Source organism: Bradyrhizobium tropiciagri (genome assembly GCF_001189845.1).
In the GTDB taxonomy this organism is placed as follows: domain Bacteria; phylum Pseudomonadota; class Alphaproteobacteria; order Rhizobiales; family Xanthobacteraceae; genus Bradyrhizobium; species Bradyrhizobium tropiciagri.
In genome coordinates this window covers 22,058-40,250 of record NZ_LFLZ01000011.1, presented here as the reverse complement: position 1 = coordinate 40,250, position 18,193 = coordinate 22,058, and the positions used below count along the sequence as shown (strand labels likewise).

Annotated in this window: 16 protein-coding genes; 15 read left to right on the top strand and 1 reads right to left on the bottom strand. The window is 65.6% G+C overall.

The genetic code is table 11. The annotated features are described in order from the left end of the window. Window positions 1-29 precede the first annotated feature (29 nt). The 15 genes from AKN84_RS11580 to AKN84_RS49935 all read left to right on the top strand — a co-directional run bounded on the left by AKN84_RS11580 (window position 30) and on the right by AKN84_RS49935 (window position 17,344). On the top strand, window positions 30-905 hold the full coding sequence (locus AKN84_RS11580) for a branched-chain amino acid ABC transporter permease (protein WP_050420846.1): 876 nt from the start codon (window positions 30-32) through the stop codon (window positions 903-905). After that, the gene (locus tag AKN84_RS11575; protein ID WP_050420845.1) at window positions 902-3,436 is read left to right on the top strand and encodes a branched-chain amino acid ABC transporter ATP-binding protein/permease; all 2,535 of its coding nucleotides are present in this window, start codon (window positions 902-904) and stop codon (window positions 3,434-3,436) included. Before AKN84_RS11580 ends, AKN84_RS11575 begins: the two co-directional genes overlap by 4 nt. A gap of 324 nt (window positions 3,437-3,760) precedes the next feature. Continuing rightward, the gene (locus AKN84_RS11570; protein ID WP_244485041.1) at window positions 3,761-4,390 is read left to right on the top strand and encodes an oxamate carbamoyltransferase subunit AllH family protein; all 630 of its coding nucleotides are present in this window, start codon (window positions 3,761-3,763) and stop codon (window positions 4,388-4,390) included. Between the two features lie 216 nt (window positions 4,391-4,606). Continuing rightward, window positions 4,607-4,795: a hypothetical protein gene (locus tag AKN84_RS11565; protein WP_050420843.1), complete on the top strand. Its 189-nt coding sequence runs from the start codon at window positions 4,607-4,609 to the stop codon at window positions 4,793-4,795. A gap of 10 nt (window positions 4,796-4,805) precedes the next feature. Continuing rightward, window positions 4,806-6,056, top strand: coding sequence for a YlbE family protein (locus AKN84_RS11560; protein ID WP_050420842.1), 1,251 nt, complete (start codon window positions 4,806-4,808; stop codon window positions 6,054-6,056). Then, window positions 6,053-7,561, top strand: a complete 1,509-nt coding sequence (fdrA, locus tag AKN84_RS11555; protein ID WP_050420841.1) for an acyl-CoA synthetase FdrA — start codon at window positions 6,053-6,055, stop codon at window positions 7,559-7,561. The genes AKN84_RS11560 and fdrA (AKN84_RS11555) overlap by 4 nt, the downstream gene beginning before the upstream one ends. A gap of 4 nt (window positions 7,562-7,565) precedes the next feature. Then, window positions 7,566-8,525, top strand: a complete 960-nt coding sequence (arcC, locus tag AKN84_RS11550; protein ID WP_050420840.1) for a carbamate kinase — start codon at window positions 7,566-7,568, stop codon at window positions 8,523-8,525. A gap of 233 nt (window positions 8,526-8,758) precedes the next feature. Further along, entirely contained in the window at window positions 8,759-10,357 is a 1,599-nt protein-coding gene (gene fdrA, locus AKN84_RS11545; RefSeq protein WP_050420839.1) for an acyl-CoA synthetase FdrA, read from the top strand. After that, window positions 10,357-11,802, top strand: coding sequence for a YlbE family protein (locus tag AKN84_RS11540; protein ID WP_050420838.1), 1,446 nt, complete (start codon window positions 10,357-10,359; stop codon window positions 11,800-11,802). Before fdrA (AKN84_RS11545) ends, AKN84_RS11540 begins: the two co-directional genes overlap by 1 nt. 100 nt (window positions 11,803-11,902) lie before the next feature. Continuing rightward, window positions 11,903-12,892, top strand: a complete 990-nt coding sequence (locus AKN84_RS11535) for a BMP family protein (protein WP_050420837.1) — start codon at window positions 11,903-11,905, stop codon at window positions 12,890-12,892. 2 nt (window positions 12,893-12,894) lie between these two features. Beyond that, complete coding sequence (locus AKN84_RS11530; RefSeq protein ID WP_128970683.1) at window positions 12,895-14,448, top strand: ABC transporter ATP-binding protein; 1,554 nt, start codon at window positions 12,895-12,897, stop codon at window positions 14,446-14,448. Further along, window positions 14,441-15,550, top strand: a complete 1,110-nt coding sequence (locus AKN84_RS11525) for an ABC transporter permease (protein WP_244485040.1) — start codon at window positions 14,441-14,443, stop codon at window positions 15,548-15,550. Before AKN84_RS11530 ends, AKN84_RS11525 begins: the two co-directional genes overlap by 8 nt. Then, the gene (locus tag AKN84_RS11520) at window positions 15,547-16,470 is read left to right on the top strand and encodes an ABC transporter permease (protein WP_050420836.1); all 924 of its coding nucleotides are present in this window, start codon (window positions 15,547-15,549) and stop codon (window positions 16,468-16,470) included. Before AKN84_RS11525 ends, AKN84_RS11520 begins: the two co-directional genes overlap by 4 nt. 44 nt (window positions 16,471-16,514) lie before the next feature. Then, window positions 16,515-17,021: an isochorismatase family protein gene (locus tag AKN84_RS49940; protein WP_283805504.1), complete on the top strand. Its 507-nt coding sequence runs from the start codon at window positions 16,515-16,517 to the stop codon at window positions 17,019-17,021. Further along, window positions 16,976-17,344, top strand: coding sequence for a cysteine hydrolase family protein (locus tag AKN84_RS49935; RefSeq protein ID WP_283805503.1), 369 nt, complete (start codon window positions 16,976-16,978; stop codon window positions 17,342-17,344). Before AKN84_RS49940 ends, AKN84_RS49935 begins: the two co-directional genes overlap by 46 nt. A 47-nt stretch (window positions 17,345-17,391) precedes the next feature. Here AKN84_RS49935 and plsY read toward each other — a convergent pair whose 3' ends face one another. After that, on the bottom strand, window positions 17,392-18,078 hold the full coding sequence (gene plsY, locus AKN84_RS11510; protein WP_050420835.1) for a glycerol-3-phosphate 1-O-acyltransferase PlsY: 687 nt from the start codon (window positions 18,076-18,078) through the stop codon (window positions 17,392-17,394). Window positions 18,079-18,193 lie beyond the last annotated feature (115 nt).

Below are 18,193 nucleotides of genomic sequence, written 5' to 3'. Positions count from 1 at the left end.
GTCCAGCAAGCAGATCGAGGTGATCATCGATGTCGTTTCTTTCGGCGATAATAACCGGAATGGCGCTGGGGAGCATGTACGGTCTGCTCGCGCTGGGCTTTCACGTCACTTACGCCGTGTCCGGCACGGTCAACTTCTCGCAGGGCAGCTCGATGACCCTGGGAGCCGTTGCCGGATACTTCTTCCTCGTCGTGTGGGGCTGGCCGGCCGCGATCGGCATCCCCGCGGTGCTGCTGGTCTGCGCGGTCTACGGCGTTCTGATCGAACGCTTCGCGGTTCGTCCGTTCGTGCAGCGCGGGTCGGACAACTGGCTGATGGCGACCGTTGCGGTAGGCATCATCGTCGACAATGTGATGCTGTTCGTGTTCGGCAAGGAGCCGCGCAGCTTCCCGTCGGTGCTCGCGGCCAAGCCGATCCAGATCGTGGAGGGGGCAGGGGTCTACCCCCTGCAGCTCCTGATTCCCGTGGTCGGCCTGCTGCTTGCCCTGGCGCTGCATCTGATCAGCCGCCGTACGCGGCATGGCGTCGCGATGCTTGCGGTGGTGCAAAATCCCAATGCCGCACGGCTGATGGGCATCAATGTCAGCGGCGCCATCGCCGCGAGCTACGCGGTGTCGGCGATGCTGGCGGGCGTCGCCGCGCTGCTGATCGCGCCGCTGCTCAACGTTTCCTCGGAGATGGGCACGCTGTTCGGCATCAAGGCGTTCGCCGCCGCGATCATCGGCGGTCTCGCCAGCGCCTGGGGCGTCATGCTGGCCGGACTGTGTCTTGGCCTGATCGAGGTGTTCGCGACCAACTATCTCGGGTCGGTCTACACCCAGATCATCACGTTCGCTTCCGTCATCGTCATCCTCGTCATCATGCCGCACGGGCTGCTCGGCCGAGCTGGAGTTAAGAAGGTATGATCTCTCGCGCCTCTCTTCTTATCGCGGTCGCGGCGTTCGCGATTGCCATCGGCTATGCCGCGGTCGCGGACAGCTACGCGGTGTTCCTGATCGCGACGATTTCGCTGACCGCGATCGCCTGCATCGGGCTCAACGTCCTGCTCGGCCTCGCGGGCCAGATCTCGCTTGGCCATATCGGCTTCATGGCCATCGGCGCCTACACCACGGTGCTGCTGATGGAGAAGGCCGGCTGGCCCTATCTCGCCGCGACGGCGGGCGCCATCGTGCTGGTCAGCATCGTCGGCGGCCTGCTTGCGCTGCCGGCGCTGCGCGTGCGCGGGCCGTATCTGGCGATGGTGACGATTGCCTTTGGCTTCATCGTCGAACATGTCACGATCGAATGGCGCGATCTCACCGGCGGCGGCAACGGCCTGATGCTGAGCGCGCCGCCGAGCGTGTTCGGCTATGCGCTGTCGGAGCGCTCCCTGGCTACCGCCGGCATCGTGCTGGTGTTTGCCGGCCTCTTCCTGTTCGAGCGGTTGAAGCGCAGCGGCTGGGGCTATGCCATGCGCGCGGCCCGCGATACCGAGGTCGCGACGCGCTCGCTGGGCATCGATCTGGTGCATGTGCGCGCCGTCGCCTTCGTGATCTCGGCGGCCGCGATGGCGCTGGCCGGCGCGCTGTTTGCGCCGCTGCAGGGCTATATCAGCCCGAGTTCGTTTCCGTTCCTGCAATCGGTGCTGCTGCTGTTCGGCGTGATGGTCGGCGGCGCCGGCTCGGTGCTCGGTCCGGTGATCGGTGCTGCGCTGGTCGTGCTGTTGCCGGAAGCGCTGTCGGATCTCGCCGAATATCGCCTGCTGGCCTTCGGCGTGTTGCTGTTCGTCGTGCTGCGCGCCGCGCCCTCCGGCATCGTCGGGCTCGCGGAGCAGCTCGCGGCAAAATTCCTGCCGGCACGCAAGCCCATGGCCGACACTGCGATCGCGCCCGCGCTTGCCGATGCGGCGATCCTCGAAACGCACAGCGCGGCGGGGCTCGACGTGACCGATCTCTCGATCTCGTTCGGCGGCGTGCGCGCCGTCCAGGGTGTCTCGTTCAGGGCGGCGCCCGGTGCCGTCACCAGCATCATCGGCCCCAACGGCGCCGGGAAGACCAGCGCGCTCAATCTGCTCTGCGGCTTTTATCGGCCGCAGGCGGGAACGGTGATGCTCGGCGAGCGCGATGTCACGGGCATGACGTCGCATCTGTTGGCGCGGGTCGGCGTCGCGCGCACCTTCCAGACCACGCAGTTGTTCGGCTCGCTCACGATCCTGGAAAACATCCTGCTCGCCGAGCGGGTCGGCCGTCTCGGCGGCATCGTCTCTGCGTTGCGCAACGCCGAGACCGAGGGGTTCGCCCGGTTCCTGCTGCGCTTTGCCGGCGTCGATGGCGACGTCGACCGGCTCGCGGATTCGCTGTCCCATGGCGAGAAGCGGCTGGTCGAGATCGCGCGTGCGCTGGCGCTCCGGCCCCGCATCCTGTTGCTCGACGAGCCCGCGGCGGGCCTCTCGAAGGGCGACAAGCAGTGCCTGACTGCGCTGTTGCGCCGGATCGCCGATCTCGGAATCGCCGTCATCATCGTCGAGCACGACATGCCGATGATCATGTCGCTGAGCGATCTGATCGTCGTGCTCGACGGCGGCAAGCGCATCGCGATCGGCGATGCGGCGGCGATCCGCAACGATCCGGCGGTCCGCAAGGCCTACCTGGGCGACGCCACGCCGGGCGAGAAGACCCGCGCGCCGCGGCCGGCGCGGCAGGGCACTGCACTCGAGGTCAAGACGCTCGACTCGTTCTATGGCCTGTCGCGCGCCTTGAACGGGATCGATCTGGTGGTCGCTCCCGGCGAGGCGGTTGCCGTACTCGGCGCCAACGGCGCCGGTAAGACCACCCTGATGCGGTCGATCGCAGGGCTCGAACCGCCGCGATCCACGGGCGAAGTTCGGCTCGCCGAGACGCGCATCGACACGATGCCCGCGCATGTTCGGGCCCGCTCGGGCGTCGTGCTGGTGCCGGAAGGGCGGCAGGTGTTTCCGGAACTGACGGTGAAGCAGAACCTCGAGCTCGGCGCCTATGCGCGCAAGGGCCTGGACCTCGATGCCGAGACCGAGGCGATGTTCGTGCGCTTCCCGCGGCTGAAGGAGCGCATCGACCAGCGTGCCGGCCTGTTGTCCGGCGGCGAGCAGCAGATGCTCGCGGTGGCGCGCGGGCTGCTGACCGGGCCGAAGATCTTCATGCTGGACGAGCCGTCGCTCGGCCTCGCACCGCTCGTCGTCGATGAACTGTTCGCGTCCTTCGAGCGGCTGCGCAGCGAGGGCATGACCATCATGGTGGTCGACCAGATGGCGGGCCACGCGCTCGCGCTGGCCGACCGGGCCTATCTTCTCGAGACCGGGGCGATCCTGAAGAGCGGCGCCGCCGACATCATCGCCGAGGATCCGCTGCTCGAGGCGGCCTATCTGGGCGGCGAGGCCCAGGCCGGCGCGCCGCAACGCTTCGCGGCCCAGGCACGCTGAGGGAGGCGAGGGCGGATGTTGGTCGGAGACCGCGAAGCTGACGGAAGGCAGGCTGGTCGCATGGGTGCGCGGGACGAGCGGCGTCCCGGGCGCGCGGCGGCCGTCTGCGCCAGTGTGGAAGTTGGGCTGCTTGCCGACAGGGCGCTTCGCGATCGCGCCGCGGGTCAGGTCGTCGCCGTGTTCGAACGGTCGTTCTACGCCGTCATCGACGGGATCTGGATCTGCGTTGGACGTGCCGGCATCGGATCGGGGCCGTTGCACGTGCTCGGCGACTTTCGATGGCCGCGACTTGCGGCAGGCGATCCCGTGCGGGTCGCGGACTCCATGCTGTTGGTCGCGGAGACGCCGCTGGCAAATCTGGCCGCGCGGTCCGTCTGGGCGCCGCCCGCTGCACCGCACTGGTCGACGAGCAGCCTGCGACGCGGCCTTGAAGCCGTCGATGCGGTGTGGGGCGGTGATCTGAATGAGGACGGCCTCGCCGTCGCCGGGTCTGGACCGGTGCCGAGCGATGCTTCTCCCCTCGTTCGGGCTGCCATGCCCGGTCTCGCGGCTCTCGCGCAAGTCGTGGCCGGCTCGGATGGCGATGCGAATCAAAGCCTCTCTCTCGGCAGCTTGATCGGTCTCGGGCCGGGACTTACGCCGTCCGGCGACGACCTGATCGGCGGGGCGCTGATTGCGCTGGCCGCGCTGAGACGGATCGAACGTCGCGATGCACTGTGGGAACATTGCCGCGCACTGCTCGACGGCACCAATGACATCAGCCGAATTCATTTGCGCGCGGCGGCGCTGGGTTACGGCGCGGCAGCGCTGCATGAGGCCATTCATGCAACGATGAGCGGCGAGGGTGCCGGATTTCGTCGCGCGCTCACGGCGCTCTCGGCGATCGGCCATACGTCCGGACTGGATGCATTCGCGGGCAGTCTGATCGTCCTGCGCCATGAACTTGCGCCATGAACTTCGCGGACGATGATGCCGCCATCGATCAGGTTTTGAGTTCTCCCAAACTGCTCCGAACGAAGTTCGGAGCATTTTTTTAGCCCAATTGCCTCCCGGCCAATCCACTAAGCGACGGCGAAAAGAGATTTCGCATTTCCCGAGAATCCGGTCTTGACTAAGTAAGTATTTTCTTATTAGCTCGACAAAACGAAAACGAACTTTAGGGCGGAGACGATGACGGATCAGGATAGGCCGCAGTATCAGCAATTGCTGGCGCGCAAGGTCGAGGTCGTGAATGTCGGGCTTGAGGGGTTCGTGAAGGACCTCCGCGACTGCGACATCGGCGTCGTTCACGTCGACTGGAAGCCGTCGGCCGGCGGCGATCCGCAGATGGCGGCCCTGCTCGCGAAGCTCGGTGTGTGAGGGCGCACCGATGAAGCTGATCGAAGACGCAAACCAGCACGCGCTCACCCGGATCCTCGAAGGGGAGCCGCGGCTGATCGACATCGTTCCCGCCCGTCAATTGATTCCGGGCCTGCGCGAACGGATGATCCTCCACGCCGGACCACCGATCTCCTGGGACAGGATGTGCGGCCCGATGCGCGGTGCGGTCGCCGGCGCCATCGTGTTCGAGGGATGGGCGCAGGATCTGCCGACCGCGACCAAGCTCGCCGCCAGTGGCGAGATCGAATTCCACCCGAACCACCACTTTGGCGCAGTCGGTCCGATGACCGGCATGACCACCATGTCGATGCCGCTGTTCGTGGTCGAGAATGCGCGCTTCTCCAACCGGGCCTATTGCGCGATCAACGAGGGGCTCGGCAAGGTGATGCGCTTCGGCGGCAACGACGCGAGCGTGCTGAAGCGGCTCGCCTGGTTGCGCGACGTGTTCGGGCCGACGCTGGGCGAGGCGATCCGCGCCGCCGGCGGCATCGACCTCAAATCAATCGTCGCGCGGGGCTTGTCGATGGGCGACGAGTTGCATCAGCGCAATCTCGCCTGCTCGAGCGTTTTCCTTCGCGAGATCGCGCCCTGGATGGCGCGGACCTCGACCGAAAACGCCGTGCTCGCGGAATGCCTCGCGTTCATCGGGCAGAATGATCAATTCTTCCTCAACATCGCGATGGCGATGGGCAAGGCGATCACCGATCCTGCCAACGGCATTCGGGGGTCGACCATCGTCACCACCATGTGCCGCAACGGCACCGATTTCGGCATCCGCGTCAGCGGGCTCGGGGAGCAATGGTTCACCGCGCCGGTCGAAATGCCGGAAGGGCTGTATTTCGCCGGCTATTCCGAGAAGGACGCCAACCCGGACATGGGCGATTCCGCCATCGTCGAGACGATCGGTCTCGGTGGATTTGCAATGGCGGCGGCGCCGGCCGTCGCAGGCTTCGTCGGTGCCGGCGCGCCGTCCGAGGCCGGCAACTTCACCCGCTCGATGGGCGAGATCACGGTCGCGCAGAACCCGGAATGGACCATCGCCGCGATGGACTTCGCGGGCGTGCCGACCGGCATCGATATCCGTTTGGTCGTCGATTCCGGCGTGGTGCCGGTCATCAACACAGGCATCGCGCATCGCGAGCCCGGCATCGGCCAGGTCGGTGCCGGCGTGGTCAAGGCGCCGCTAGCGTGCTTCCAGCAGGCGATCGTCGCGATCGCCAAGGATTTGGGTGTGTCATGAACGTCGTCGTCCTGAACGAGGTCCGCAAGGGATTCTATCTCGACTCGGTCGCGCTGATGCGGCTCTCGCGCGAGGTGGCCGGCTCGCCCGGCGTGATCGAGGCGGCGCTGATGATGGGAACGCCGTCGAACGCGGCGATCATGCGCAATGCGGGGCTGCTGGAGGAGGGCACTGCCGTAAAAGGCAACGACCTCGTGATCGCGGTCAAGGCCGAGTCCGAGTCCGCCGCTCGCGAAGCCCTCGACAATGCGATCAAGTCGCTCGACAAGCCGAAGACCCAGGGCGAGGCGCAGGCCGCCTGGCGGCCGCACTCGATTGCCGCCGCTGTCACGGCCAGGCCGGAGATCAATCTTGCGCTGATCTCCGTTCCCGGAGAATTCGCCGCCGCCGAGGCCCGCAAGGCGCTCAATCGCGGCCTGCACGTGCTGATGTTCAGCGACAACGTGTCCCTCGAGGACGAATTGTCGCTCAAGCAGCAGGCGCGGGCGGCCGGCCTCCTGATGATGGGACCGGATTGCGGAACGGCCGTGATCGGCGGCGCGCCGCTGGCGTTCGCCAACAAGCTCACGCGCGGCAGGATCGGCATCATCGGCGCGTCGGGCACCGGTACGCAGGAGATCTCGTGCCTAATCTCGGAAGCCGGCGCGGGAATCTCCCACGCCATCGGGGTCGGCGGGCGCGATCTGAAGAAGGATATCGGCGGCATCACCACGCTGATGGCGATCGATGCATTCGATGCCGATCCGGAAACCGATCACGTGGTGCTGATCTCGAAGCCGCCGCATCCCGATGTCGCCAAGTCCGTCCTTGAGCGGATCGGCAGAAGCCGGAAGTCGTACACCGTGTGCTTCATCGGTGCGTCGGAGGTCCAGCTCCCGGCGAACGCCCGCTTCTCGCCGACGCTGAAGGGCGCGGCGGAGTTGGCACTGGGACACAAGCAGATCGGAGCGGACTTCGACGCGAACGCTGTCGCGTCACGGCTTCCGCGCAGCGGTCGGGGCGGCATCGAGGGTTTGTTCGCCGGCGGAACGCTGTGCGCCGAAGCCCAGGTGATCCTCGCTGCCGCGGGCCGGAAGGTGGCGTCGAACGCCGCCATCCCCGGCGTACCCAAGCTCGGCGTGGAGCCGAGCGCCGGACGGGACCGGCTGATCGACCTCGGCGACGACGAGTACACCCGCGGCCGGCCGCACCCGATGATCGACCCGTCGGTGCGCGACGATGCGTTGCGTGCCGCGCTCAAGAACCGCGATCTCTCGGTGATTCTACTCGATCTCGTGCTCGGCTATGGCGCGCATGCCGATCCCGCCGAGCATCTGGCGAAGATCGCCGCCGATCGCGGGCAGGATGCACCTGTCTTGGTCGCGTCCGTCGTCGGCACGGAGCAGGATCCGCAAGGGCGCTCCGCGCAGATCAGGAAACTGGAGCAGGCCGGATTCATCGTTGCGCCGTCGAACGCGCAGGCCTGCGAGCTCGCGGTCGCCATCGTCCAGAATGCCGGGAGGTAAGGAAATGCGTACACTCAACGAAGTGCCGCGCCGCCTGGTGGTCGCGATCGGCGGTAATGCGGTTCACCCCGAGGATATCAGGGGCACCTCACAGGAGCAGAAGTCGGTCGCGCAGATCACCGCGGAAGCGCTGCTGCCGCTGGCGCAGCTCGACAACGAGCTGGTCATCACCCACGGCAACGGGCCGGTGGTCGGCAAGATCATGATGCGCCAGATGCTGACGATGAGCCGGATTCCGCCGATGGACATGGACATCTGCGTTGCGCACAGCCAGGGCGGCATCGGCTATCTCCTGATGCAGGCGATCGAGAATGCGCTGCGCGAACAGGGCAACCAGCGGCATGTGGCAAGCCTGCTGACCCAGGTAGAAGTGGACAAGGACGATCCCGCGTTCAAGAATCCGACCAAGTTCGTCGGGCCGTTCTTTTCCGAGGACGAGGCCAAGAAGATCAGCGCCGAGCTCAATTGGGCGATGCGCGAGGATTCAGGGCGCGGCTGGCGTCATGTCGTGCCGTCGCCGAAGCCCAAGCATGTCTGCGACATCTCGCTGGTCGACGCATTGGTCAAGCGTGGAACGATCGTCATCGCGGGAGGCGGCGGCGGCGTTCCCGTGGTCCGTGATGCTAAGGGCGTGCGGACCGGCGTGCCGGCGGTGATCGACAAGGATCTGACATCGGCCCATATCGCGAATGTGCTGGGCATCGAGGAATTGCTGATCCTGACCGCGGTCCCGCGCGTCGCAGTGAATTTCGGCAAGCCGAACAAGAGGGACCTGGATCAGGTCAGCCTCGAGGAGATCAAGGCTTACCACCGCGAAGGACACTTTCCTCCCGGAAGCATGGGACCCAAGGTCGATGCCGCAATCCGGTTTCTCGAGGGTGGGGGCAAGCGGGCGATCATCAGTCACCTCGATTGCGCCATGGCGGCGCTGCGGGGCGAGACCGGGACGCACATCGTTCAGTAAGCACCGGGAGTGGCGCATCGGAGGGATATCCACCTGCGCCAATCCGTACCCGAGTGTCGAGCAAGATGGCGGTTCGATTTTCATGGCCGCAATGGTGCCCGCGCTCACCGAGCAGAAGCAGTTGAGACGCCGGATCGGCGCCTCAACTGATCAGGCAATCGAGCTAGCCGCCGGCTGAAGCTCAAGCACAAGACCAACAAGCAGCCTGCGGGATTCAAGGGAACGACAGGGCCATGGCCATCCAATCCAGCATTAAGGCGAACCTGTACAAGGATTCCGTGTCGTTGATGCGGATCTCGCAGGTCACGGTCGCGCGGACCGGCGTGCAGCGGGTCACGCTGCTGATGGGAACGCGCAGCAACAAGGAATTCCTGCAGCAGGCCGGGCTGATGAGCCCGGCGCTCGAGAGCGCCAAGCCCGGCGATATCATGATCGTTGTGGCGGACGATGCGCCCGAGAAGCTCGCAGCCGCGGAGCAGGAGATCCACTCCCTGATCGTCGGCGAAGAGCCGAAGGGCGGATCGGCTGAAGCGGCGGCGGACGCGCCGCCGCGCTCAATCTCCCGCGGCGTCGCGATTGCCGATCATGCCGACCTCGCAATGATCTCGGTGCCGGGCCCCTACGCCGCGGCGGAAGCGTTGAAGGCGCTGCGGCGGGGTCTGAACGTGCTGCTGTTCAGCGACAACGTGCCGATCGAGCAGGAGCAGGCCATCAAGCGCGTCGCGGCGCAGAAGGGCCTGCTGCTGATGGGGCCGGATTGCGGCACGGCGATCATCAATGGCGTGCCGCTCGGATTTGCCAACGTCGTTCGGCGGGGCGCGATCGGGCTCGTCGGCGCATCGGGCACCGGTCTGCAGGAAGTGATGTGCCAGATCCATCGTCATGGCCTGGGCATCTCGCAGGCCATCGGCACCGGCAGCCACGATGTTTCCAGCGAGGTCGGCGGCATCACCATGTTGCAGGGCCTGGACCTGCTGGCCGCGGACCCGCAGACCAAGGTCGTCGCCATCGTCTCCAAGCCTCCTGCGCGCGATGTCCAGAGGCGGGTGATCGAGCGCGCCGGCGCGATCGGAAAGCCGGTCGTGATCTGCTTCCTTGGCGGCGAGCCGGCCGCATCCGCCGGCGATGTTCACCGCACGTCGTCGCTCGAGGAGACGGCGCGGCAGGCGGTCGCGCTTGCGGGAGCGCGCCAACCCGTGAGTGACGAGCAGTCGATCGGAGCGTTGGTAACGCGGGTCTGTGCGTCGCTGGTGCCTTCGCAGCGCTATCTGCGCGGGCTCTACTCCGGCGGCACGTTCTGCTCGGAAGCCCAGACCATTTGGCGGGCGGCCGGCTTTCGGGTCCGGTCGAACGCGCCGCTGGCCGACGCGGACCGTCTGGCCGATGTGGAAGCGAGCCAAGGACACACCGCGATCGATCTCGGCAGTGATGAATTCACGGTGGGACGTCCGCATCCGATGATCGACCATGGCGTGCGGATCGAGCGGCTGTTGAAGGAAGCGGACGATCCGACTGTCGCCTGCATCGTGCTGGACGTCGTGCTGGGCTACGGCAGTCACCCCAATCCGGCAGAGATCCTGGCTCCGGCGATCCGCCGGGCGAAAGCCGCCGTGCGCGGGCAGGGGCGGGAGCTTCCGGTGATCTGCTTCGTCTGCGGCACCGATGCAGATCCGCAATCCTTCGAGACCCAGAAAGCCATGTTGGCGGACGCCGGCGCCGAGCTTGTCGGCAGCAGCACGGGGGCAGCCCGTTCCGCGCAAGCCATCGCGAGCCGCATGGAAGCGGACGACAACGCCACCGGGCGTCGCGTGATGCTAGGTGGAGAACGATGATGAACGCAGCCCCTTCCGCGCTCCAGAACAAGACATCCGTCATCAGTCTCGGCGCATCCGATCTCGATCGCGGCGTCGAAAGCAGCGGTGCGCCGCTGGTGCGTCTGCAATGGCAGCCGGTCGGCGACGGAAGTCCCGAGGTCGCCTGGAGCCTCGCGCAACTGGTCGGCGACACCACAGATGCGGATTGCTTGGGATCGCGGATCGATCGCGCCAATGCCGAAGTGCTCGAGCGGATCCTGACCGCGCAGCCGGTATGGGTCGACATCGCGGCACATGCATCGGAGGTCTGGCCGGACATGGGCCGGACGCTGCTCCATGCCGGTCCGCCGATCGCCTGGAACGATATGTGCGGCCCGATGAAGGGCGCGGTGGTCGGCGCGATCCTCTATGAGAACTGGGCGACGAGCCCGCGGGAGGCCGAGCAACTCGCCGCGTCAGGCGGCATCCGCTTCGCGCCGTGCCATGAATTCGGTGCGGTCGGGCCGATGACCGGGATCATCTCGCCCTCGATGCCGCTCTTCGTGGTGCAGAACGAGACCTCCGGCAATCGCGCCTATGCGCCGATGATGGAATCCGGCGGCGCCAAGACACTGCGTTTCGGTGCGTTCGCGCCCGAGGTGATCGAAGGCCTCAAGCTCATCGAGACTGTGCTGGCGCCATGTCTGAAGGCCGCGGTCGCCGGCATCGACGGTGGATTGCCGCTGAAGCCGCTGATGTCGCAGTCGCTGCACATGGGCGACGACGTCCACAACCGCAACACGGCGGCGACGCTGCTGCTGTATCGCGCCGTCACGGAATCGCTGCTCAAGTCCTCGATCTCGCGCGACCTGGTTCACGAGACGCTGCGGACGATCGGGGCTGACGACATGTTCTTCCTCAGCCTGTCGATGGCGGCGTGCAAGGCGACCATGGATGCCGCGCACGGCGTGCCGTTCAGCAGCATCGTGACGGCGATGGCGCGCAACGGCGTGAATGTCGGCATCAGGGTCAGCGGACTGGACGGGCAGTGGTTCGTCGGTCCGGCCGATATTCCGGTCGGCCTGTTCCTGCCGGGTTTCAGCGAGGCCGATGCCAATCCCGATATCGGCGATAGCGCGATCACCGAGACCGCGGGGCTCGGCGCGTTTGCGATGGCCGCGGCTCCCGCGATGGTCCAGTTCGTCGGCGGCACGCCGCAGGACGCCCTGCGTTATTCGCGCGAGATGGCCCACGTCACGATCGGCCGCAATCCCGGCTTCACTCTGCCGATGCTCGACTTCATCGGAGCTCCGGTCGGCATCGACGTCCGCAAGGTCGTGGACGAGAGCATGCGGCCGGTCATCAACACCGCAACGGCGCACAAGGAGCCGGGCATGGGGATCATCGGCGCCGGCGTCGTGCAGGCGCCGATGAAATGCTTCGTCGACGCTGTCGGAGTTTTGGCGGCGATTGGCGCGAGATGAATTGTTTCGATTCTGAAACTGACGGCGCGGCCGCGCCGCCGATACAAAAAATGCCGCAACAAAGAGTGCGGCGACACCGGGAACGAACAGGAGGAAACACATGAACTCTACCCGTCGTGCATTTCTGCAAACTGGCCTGCTCTCGGCGGCCTTTATCGGTTCATCAGGCCGGCTCGCCTTCGCCGACGATGCGGCGAAGCCGCTCCGCATCGGCATTCTCATTCCGGGGTCGCGGGCCGACCATGGCTGGATGGAGTCGGCCTACAGCGGCATGAAGGCGGCCGAGCAGCGCCACGGCAACAAGGTCGTGATCACGTCGATCGAGAACGTCAAGTTCGCCGACATGGAGCAGGCGCTCGTCACGCTCGCGACCAAGAACGACATGGTGATCGGCGCCGCGGGGCAGACCCAGGCATCGGTGCTCAAGGTCGCCAAGCGCTTTCCGAAGGTGAAGTTCTCCATCGTCGGTCCGACCGGACAGCCGACCGAAAACGTCGCGCAATACGACGTGCTGCAGGCCCAGATCGGCTTCATTGCCGGCGCGGTTGCGGCGATGATGTCGAAGAACGGCGCGGTGAGCTATGTCGGCGGCCTTGAAATTCCGGCCATCGTCAACACCGGAACGGAGTTCGCGAACGGCGCCAAGCACGTCAAGCCGGATACCAAATGCTTCGTGACCTACACCGGCGATTTTGACGACGTCGCCAAGGCGAAGGAAGCGACCCTTGCGGCGATCGCGCAGGGCGCCGACGTGCACTACAACATCCTCAATCTCGGCGTTCGCGGCATGGAGCAGGCGGCGCGCGAGAAAAGCACCAAGATGATCGGGAGCTATACCAACTACTGCTCCGACAACAACCCGCTCTACATCGCCTACACGGTGAGCGGCATCGGATTCATGGTCGAGTACGCCATCGACCAGGCGGTCGCCGGAACGTGGCACCCGGAATACAAGCAGTTCGGCCTCGCCATGGGGCCACGTTCCGCCGACATCGAGATCTGCACCGGGGCAACGCCAGAGATCCAGGCCAAGATCAAGGAGTTGAAGGACGACCTGCTGTCGAACAAGATCAAAGTCAAGGTGGGCTGACCGTGGCTGTTCTCGAACTGTCTGGCTTGACCAAGCGCTTCGGGGCCTTCACCGCGCTCGACGACATTTCGCTGCAGATCGAGCGCGGCGAGGTGCACTGCCTGCTTGGCGAGAACGGTGCCGGCAAATCCACGTTGTGCAACCTGGTGTTCGGGGTGCACCGGCCGGATGCCGGCACGATGACGCTGGGCGGAGAGCCGTTCCATCCCCGCGGCCCGGCGGAAGCGCTGCAGCGCGGCGTCGTGATGGTCCACCAGCATTTCAGCCTGGTGCCCAACATGAGCGTGGCCGAGAACCTGATGCTCGGCCGCGCCAGCGCGGTGCTGAAGCCGCAGGACATCATCGTGCGGATGGAGCAGCTCGCGGCGGAGTACGGGCTCGAGATCGATCCCGAAGCGCGCATCGAGGACCTCTCGGTCGGCGAGCGGCAGCGGGTCGAGATCATCAAGTGCCTGCTCGGCGATCCGCAACTGCTCGTACTCGACGAGCCGACGGCTGTGCTGCAGCCGGACGAAATCGATGCGCTGCTGGCGATCTGCCGCCAGGTCGCGCTGCGTGGAAAATCCGTGATCCTGGTGACGCACAAGCTCGGCGAGATCAGCCGCGTCGCCGATCGCACCACGGTGCTGCGGCAGGGCCGCATCATCGAGACGGTCGCGATGGAGGGCGCCGACATCCGGTCGCTGGTGCGGTCCATGGTCGGCCGGGATGTGCAGTCGGCAGGCTCGGTGCTCGCCGCGGCGGTCGATATCGAAGGCAAGACGCCGGTGAAACCCTCAGGCGATGCTGGTCCGGCGTCGCCGGGTGAGGCGGTGCTCGAGATCTCGGACCTCGTGTACCGTGACCCGCATGGCGTGCCGAGGCTCGACGGTCTGAGCCTCACGGTCGGCACCGGCGAGATCGTCGGGATCGCGGGCGTCGAGGGCAACGGCCAGACCGAGCTCGGGCTGATCCTGGCCGGGCTCGCCGCGCCGAGCGCAGGGGCGATCGTCGTCGGCGGAACGTCGGTCGGCGGTTGCTCGCCGCAGGAGATCACGGATGCGGGTGTTGGCATCGTGCCCGAGGATCGCCATGCGGTCGCCTGCATCAAGGAATTGTCGGTGGCCGAGAACCTTTTTCTCGGCGCGATCGGAAAATTCAGCCGCTTCGGCCTGCTCGACAAGTCGGCGCGGCGCAAGGCGGCGGAGGCGATGATGCGCGACTTCGACGTGCGGGCAAGCAGCCCCGATGTTTCGATGGCGAGCCTCTCCGGCGGCAATCAGCAGAAGGCGGTACTTGCACGCGAGCTGTCGCTCGATCCGCTGGTGTTTCTGCTTGCGGCACAGCCGACGCGCGGGCTCGACGTCGGTGCGATCGAGGCTGTCTACAACCGCATCCGTGCCGCGCGCGATGACGGCCTCGGGGTGCTTCTGATCTCGAGCGAGCTCGAGGAGCTGATGGCGGTGTCGGATCGGATCGCGGTGATCTACCGCGGCAAGCTGGTTGGCGAGCTCGCGGCCGGATCGTTCAGCCGTGAAGCGATCGGGGCGATGATGTCGGGGCACGCACATGTCTAGGTTGGCCATGGTCATGAAGAATCCGAAGCTCGCGCGGGTCGCGCAGGGCGCGAGACTCGAGCTCGTGCCGTTGCAGGTCGTGGTGCCGGTGGTATCGACCATTATCGCGCTCGGGATCGGCCTCGTCATCATCGCTGCGACCGGTGCGTCGGTCGTCGAGGCGATCGAAGCCTTCTGGGACGGCATGGCGGGAAGCGATTTCAACATCGGCGCGTCGATCAATCGCGCCATCAGCCTCGCGCTGGTCGGTCTTGGCTTCATCTTCGCCAGCCGTGCCAACTTGACCAATGTGGGAGGCGAGGGACAAATCGCGATGGGCGGCATGTTCGCAACCGCGGCTGCTCTGCATGGCGCCGGCGGCCTACCGCTGGGACTGGCGTTCATCGTGCCGCTCGCTGTCGGAACCCTCGCCGGAGCCGTCTGGGGCGGCCTTGCGGGCGTTCTCAAGGCGGCGCGCGGCACCAACGAGGTGATCAGCACATTATTATTGAGCTTCATCGCGCTGCCGCTGGTGTACTGGTCCGTCGAGTCCTTCCACTTGCTGCGCAAGCCGATCAGCGATGTGTCATCGCTGCCGGAATCGGCGGAGATTCCGGATTCGACCAAGCTGCCGCTGTTGTTTCCGGACAATGGATCTCCGCTCCATATCGGATTGCTGATTGCGGCGATCGCGGTCGTCGTGGTGTGGCTGGTGCTCAGGCACAGCTCGCTCGGCCTGCGGCTGCGCGCCGTCGGCCTGAACGCGATGGCGTCCCGTCGTGCGGGGATGCGGACGAGCTTCTACGTGATCCTGGCCATGACGGTGTCCGGTGGCCTCGGCGGTCTCGGCGGCGCGATCATGATCCTCGGCCAGCAATTCTACCTGACGAGCGACTTCTCGTCGGGCTACGGATTTGACGGCCTGGTCGTCGGCTTGTTGTCGCGCGGCTCAGCCGTGGGCGTCGTGATCGGCGCGTTGCTGTTCGGGTTCCTGCGATCCGGATCGATCAACATGGAGATCTCGGCGCAGGTCCCGTCGGCCGTCGTGCTGATCTGCCAAGGCCTGATTGTCATCATCATTGCAGGTTCCGCGATCCTCACCAACCGAAAGGTGACCCGATGATTGACGAACAAATGGCCGTGTTCATCGGCTCCGGACTTCGCCTCGCGGTCCCGATCATTTTCGCCGCAACCGGCGAGATGCTGAGCGAGCGCGCAGGCGTGCTCAATCTCAGCCTCGACGGCATGATGCTGATGTCGGCCTTCACGGCGGCGCTGGCATCGTGGGCGACCGGCTCGCCGCTCATCGGCGTCGCGGCCGGCGTGCTGGTCGCGACCGCGCTTGCCGCGGTCCAGGCCGTGCTGAGCGTGACATTGCGCGCCAATCAACTGGTGGTCGGAATCGGGTTCAACATCCTGGCGCTGGGCTCAACCACGTTTCTCTACCGTGAGATCTTCGGGCCGTTGTCGCGCGATCCGATTCCCGGCTTCGCGCAGCTCAATCTGCCGTGGCTCGCGCATATCCCGGTGATCGGGCCGGCGTTGGCGAACCAGACCGGCCTTGCCTATGTCAGCATCCTGATGGTCGTCGTGACCTGGTTGATCCTGAAGTACACGTCCTTTGGGCTGGCGGTGCGGGCAGTCGGCGAGGATCCGCGCGCCGCTGATAAGGCCGGCATCAGCGTGGCGAAGACCCGCTATCTCGGTGTGCTCTATGCCGGCATCCTTGCTGGCCTCGGCGGCGCATTCATGTCGGTTGCGGACAGCAACACGTTCACCGAGAACATGACCAAGGGCGCGGGTTACCTTGCGATCACGGCCGTGATCTTCGGCGGCTGGAATCCCTGGTACACGCTGGCGGCGTGCCTGCTGTTCGGGTTTGCGACCGCGCTGCAATTCTTGGTGCCGGCGCTGCAACTCGATGTGCCGGTCGCGCTGCTGTTGTTGCTGCCGTATCTGCTGGCGCTGGTCGCCATCGCAGGCTTCGTCGGAAAGAGCAGACAGCCCTCGGCCCTGACCATTCCGTTCGAACGGGGCGGCTGATCGCAACAAACTTCAAGAAAGCATAAGCAAGGGAGGAAAATCCGATGACGAGTTCCACGTTAGCGAAAGCTGCGGAGTCCGCTGCGTCCAGTGCCGCCAATCCTCTTGGATCCGCTCCCGGCTACAAATGGCTGGTCGATGACAACAACGTCAACATGGCGATGGCGCCGCCGCCGCCCCGCGTGGTGACGATCGACGCGCAGCCCCAGACGGTGACGATCGATCTGCACCGCACCGTTCTCATCGTCGTCGACATGCAGAACGACTTCTGCGCGAAGGGCGGATGGGTCGACCATCTCGGCCTCGATCACACGCCGGACCGGGCGCCGATTGAGCCGCTGCAGAAGCTGCTTCCGGTGTTGAGGAATGCCGGCGTGCACGTCATCTGGCTGAACTGGGGCAATCGGCCCGATCTCAAGAACATGGCGCCCAACCAGCTCCATCTGTACAAGCGAAGGGCGTCGGCATCGGTCTTGGCGAGCCGTTGCCGGGCAGCGGAGCGCGCGTGTTGCAGAAGGACAGCTGGGCCGCGGCCGTTGTCGACGAACTGAAACAGGAGCCCGAGGACATTCACGTCGACAAATACCGGATCAGCGGCTTCTGGGACACGCCGCTGGACAGCATTCTGCGCAACCTCGGCACCAAGACCATCCTGTTTGCCGGCGTCAACACCGATCAATGCGTGCTGCATTCGCTCACTGACGCGAATTTCCTGGGCTATGGCTGCCTTCTGGTCGAGGACTGCTGCGCGACGACCTCACCTGGCTTCTGCGTTGAAGCAACCCTGTTCAACGTCAAGAAATGCTTCGGCTTCGTGACGCATTCGTCTGACGTCATCGGTGCGGTTCAGGAGCACATCCAGCAGCAACGGTGATATCGCGTGGAAGCCGTGGCTTCGTGATCTCGGCAGTCGTTCACCCGCTAGGTTTGCGAAGCCGCGTTTGATCTTTGTCCGCCTGATCCCAGGCGTGGTTCCGCCCCCGCCAGCAGCCGCTGAATGTTGGCGCGATGGCGCACGATCATGTAAAGGCCACCTGCGATGACCAGCAGCCGATATGGCAACGGCTGCTCAAACGCGCAGACCAAAGCGATCGCAGCGAGCGCCGCCAACATCGAACTCAGGGACACAATCCGGGAAATTGCCAGCACAACGCCAAAGACGAGGGCGGCGCCCAAACCGACCGGCCAGGACATCGCCAGCAACACGCCGAGCCCCGTCGCCGCGGATTTGCCGCCGGTAAAATTCAACCAGATCGAGCGGCTGTGTCCCAACAACACGGCAAGTCCGGCCAGGCAGACCGCCCAGGGCAGCAAGGTTTGCTGGTCAACGGCTGTCGGTGGTGTGACCGACGGCAATGTATAGAGCCAGGGATAAAACCAGCGGGCAAACGCGATCGCAGCCGCGCCTTTAAGCGCATCCACCAGGAGAACCGCCAAGGCAGGCCACTTGCCCAGGGTTCGCAAGACGTTGGTGGCGCCGGTGGATCTGGAGCCATGCTGGCGGATGTCGATGCCCTTGAGCAGCTTCCCCGCCAGATAGCCCGCGGGCGTAGCACCGAAGAGATAGGCGGCCGCCAATCCGGCCACGCTTGCTATCCAGAAAACCATAGGCGTCCCCTCCATGCCGCAGTGTCAGGCAAGCGTCATCCGGAGTCTACCTCCATACGGCGGCCGAAACCGTCGATACGAGAGGTGGATTGCCTTACCCGCTTCAATCCCTTTG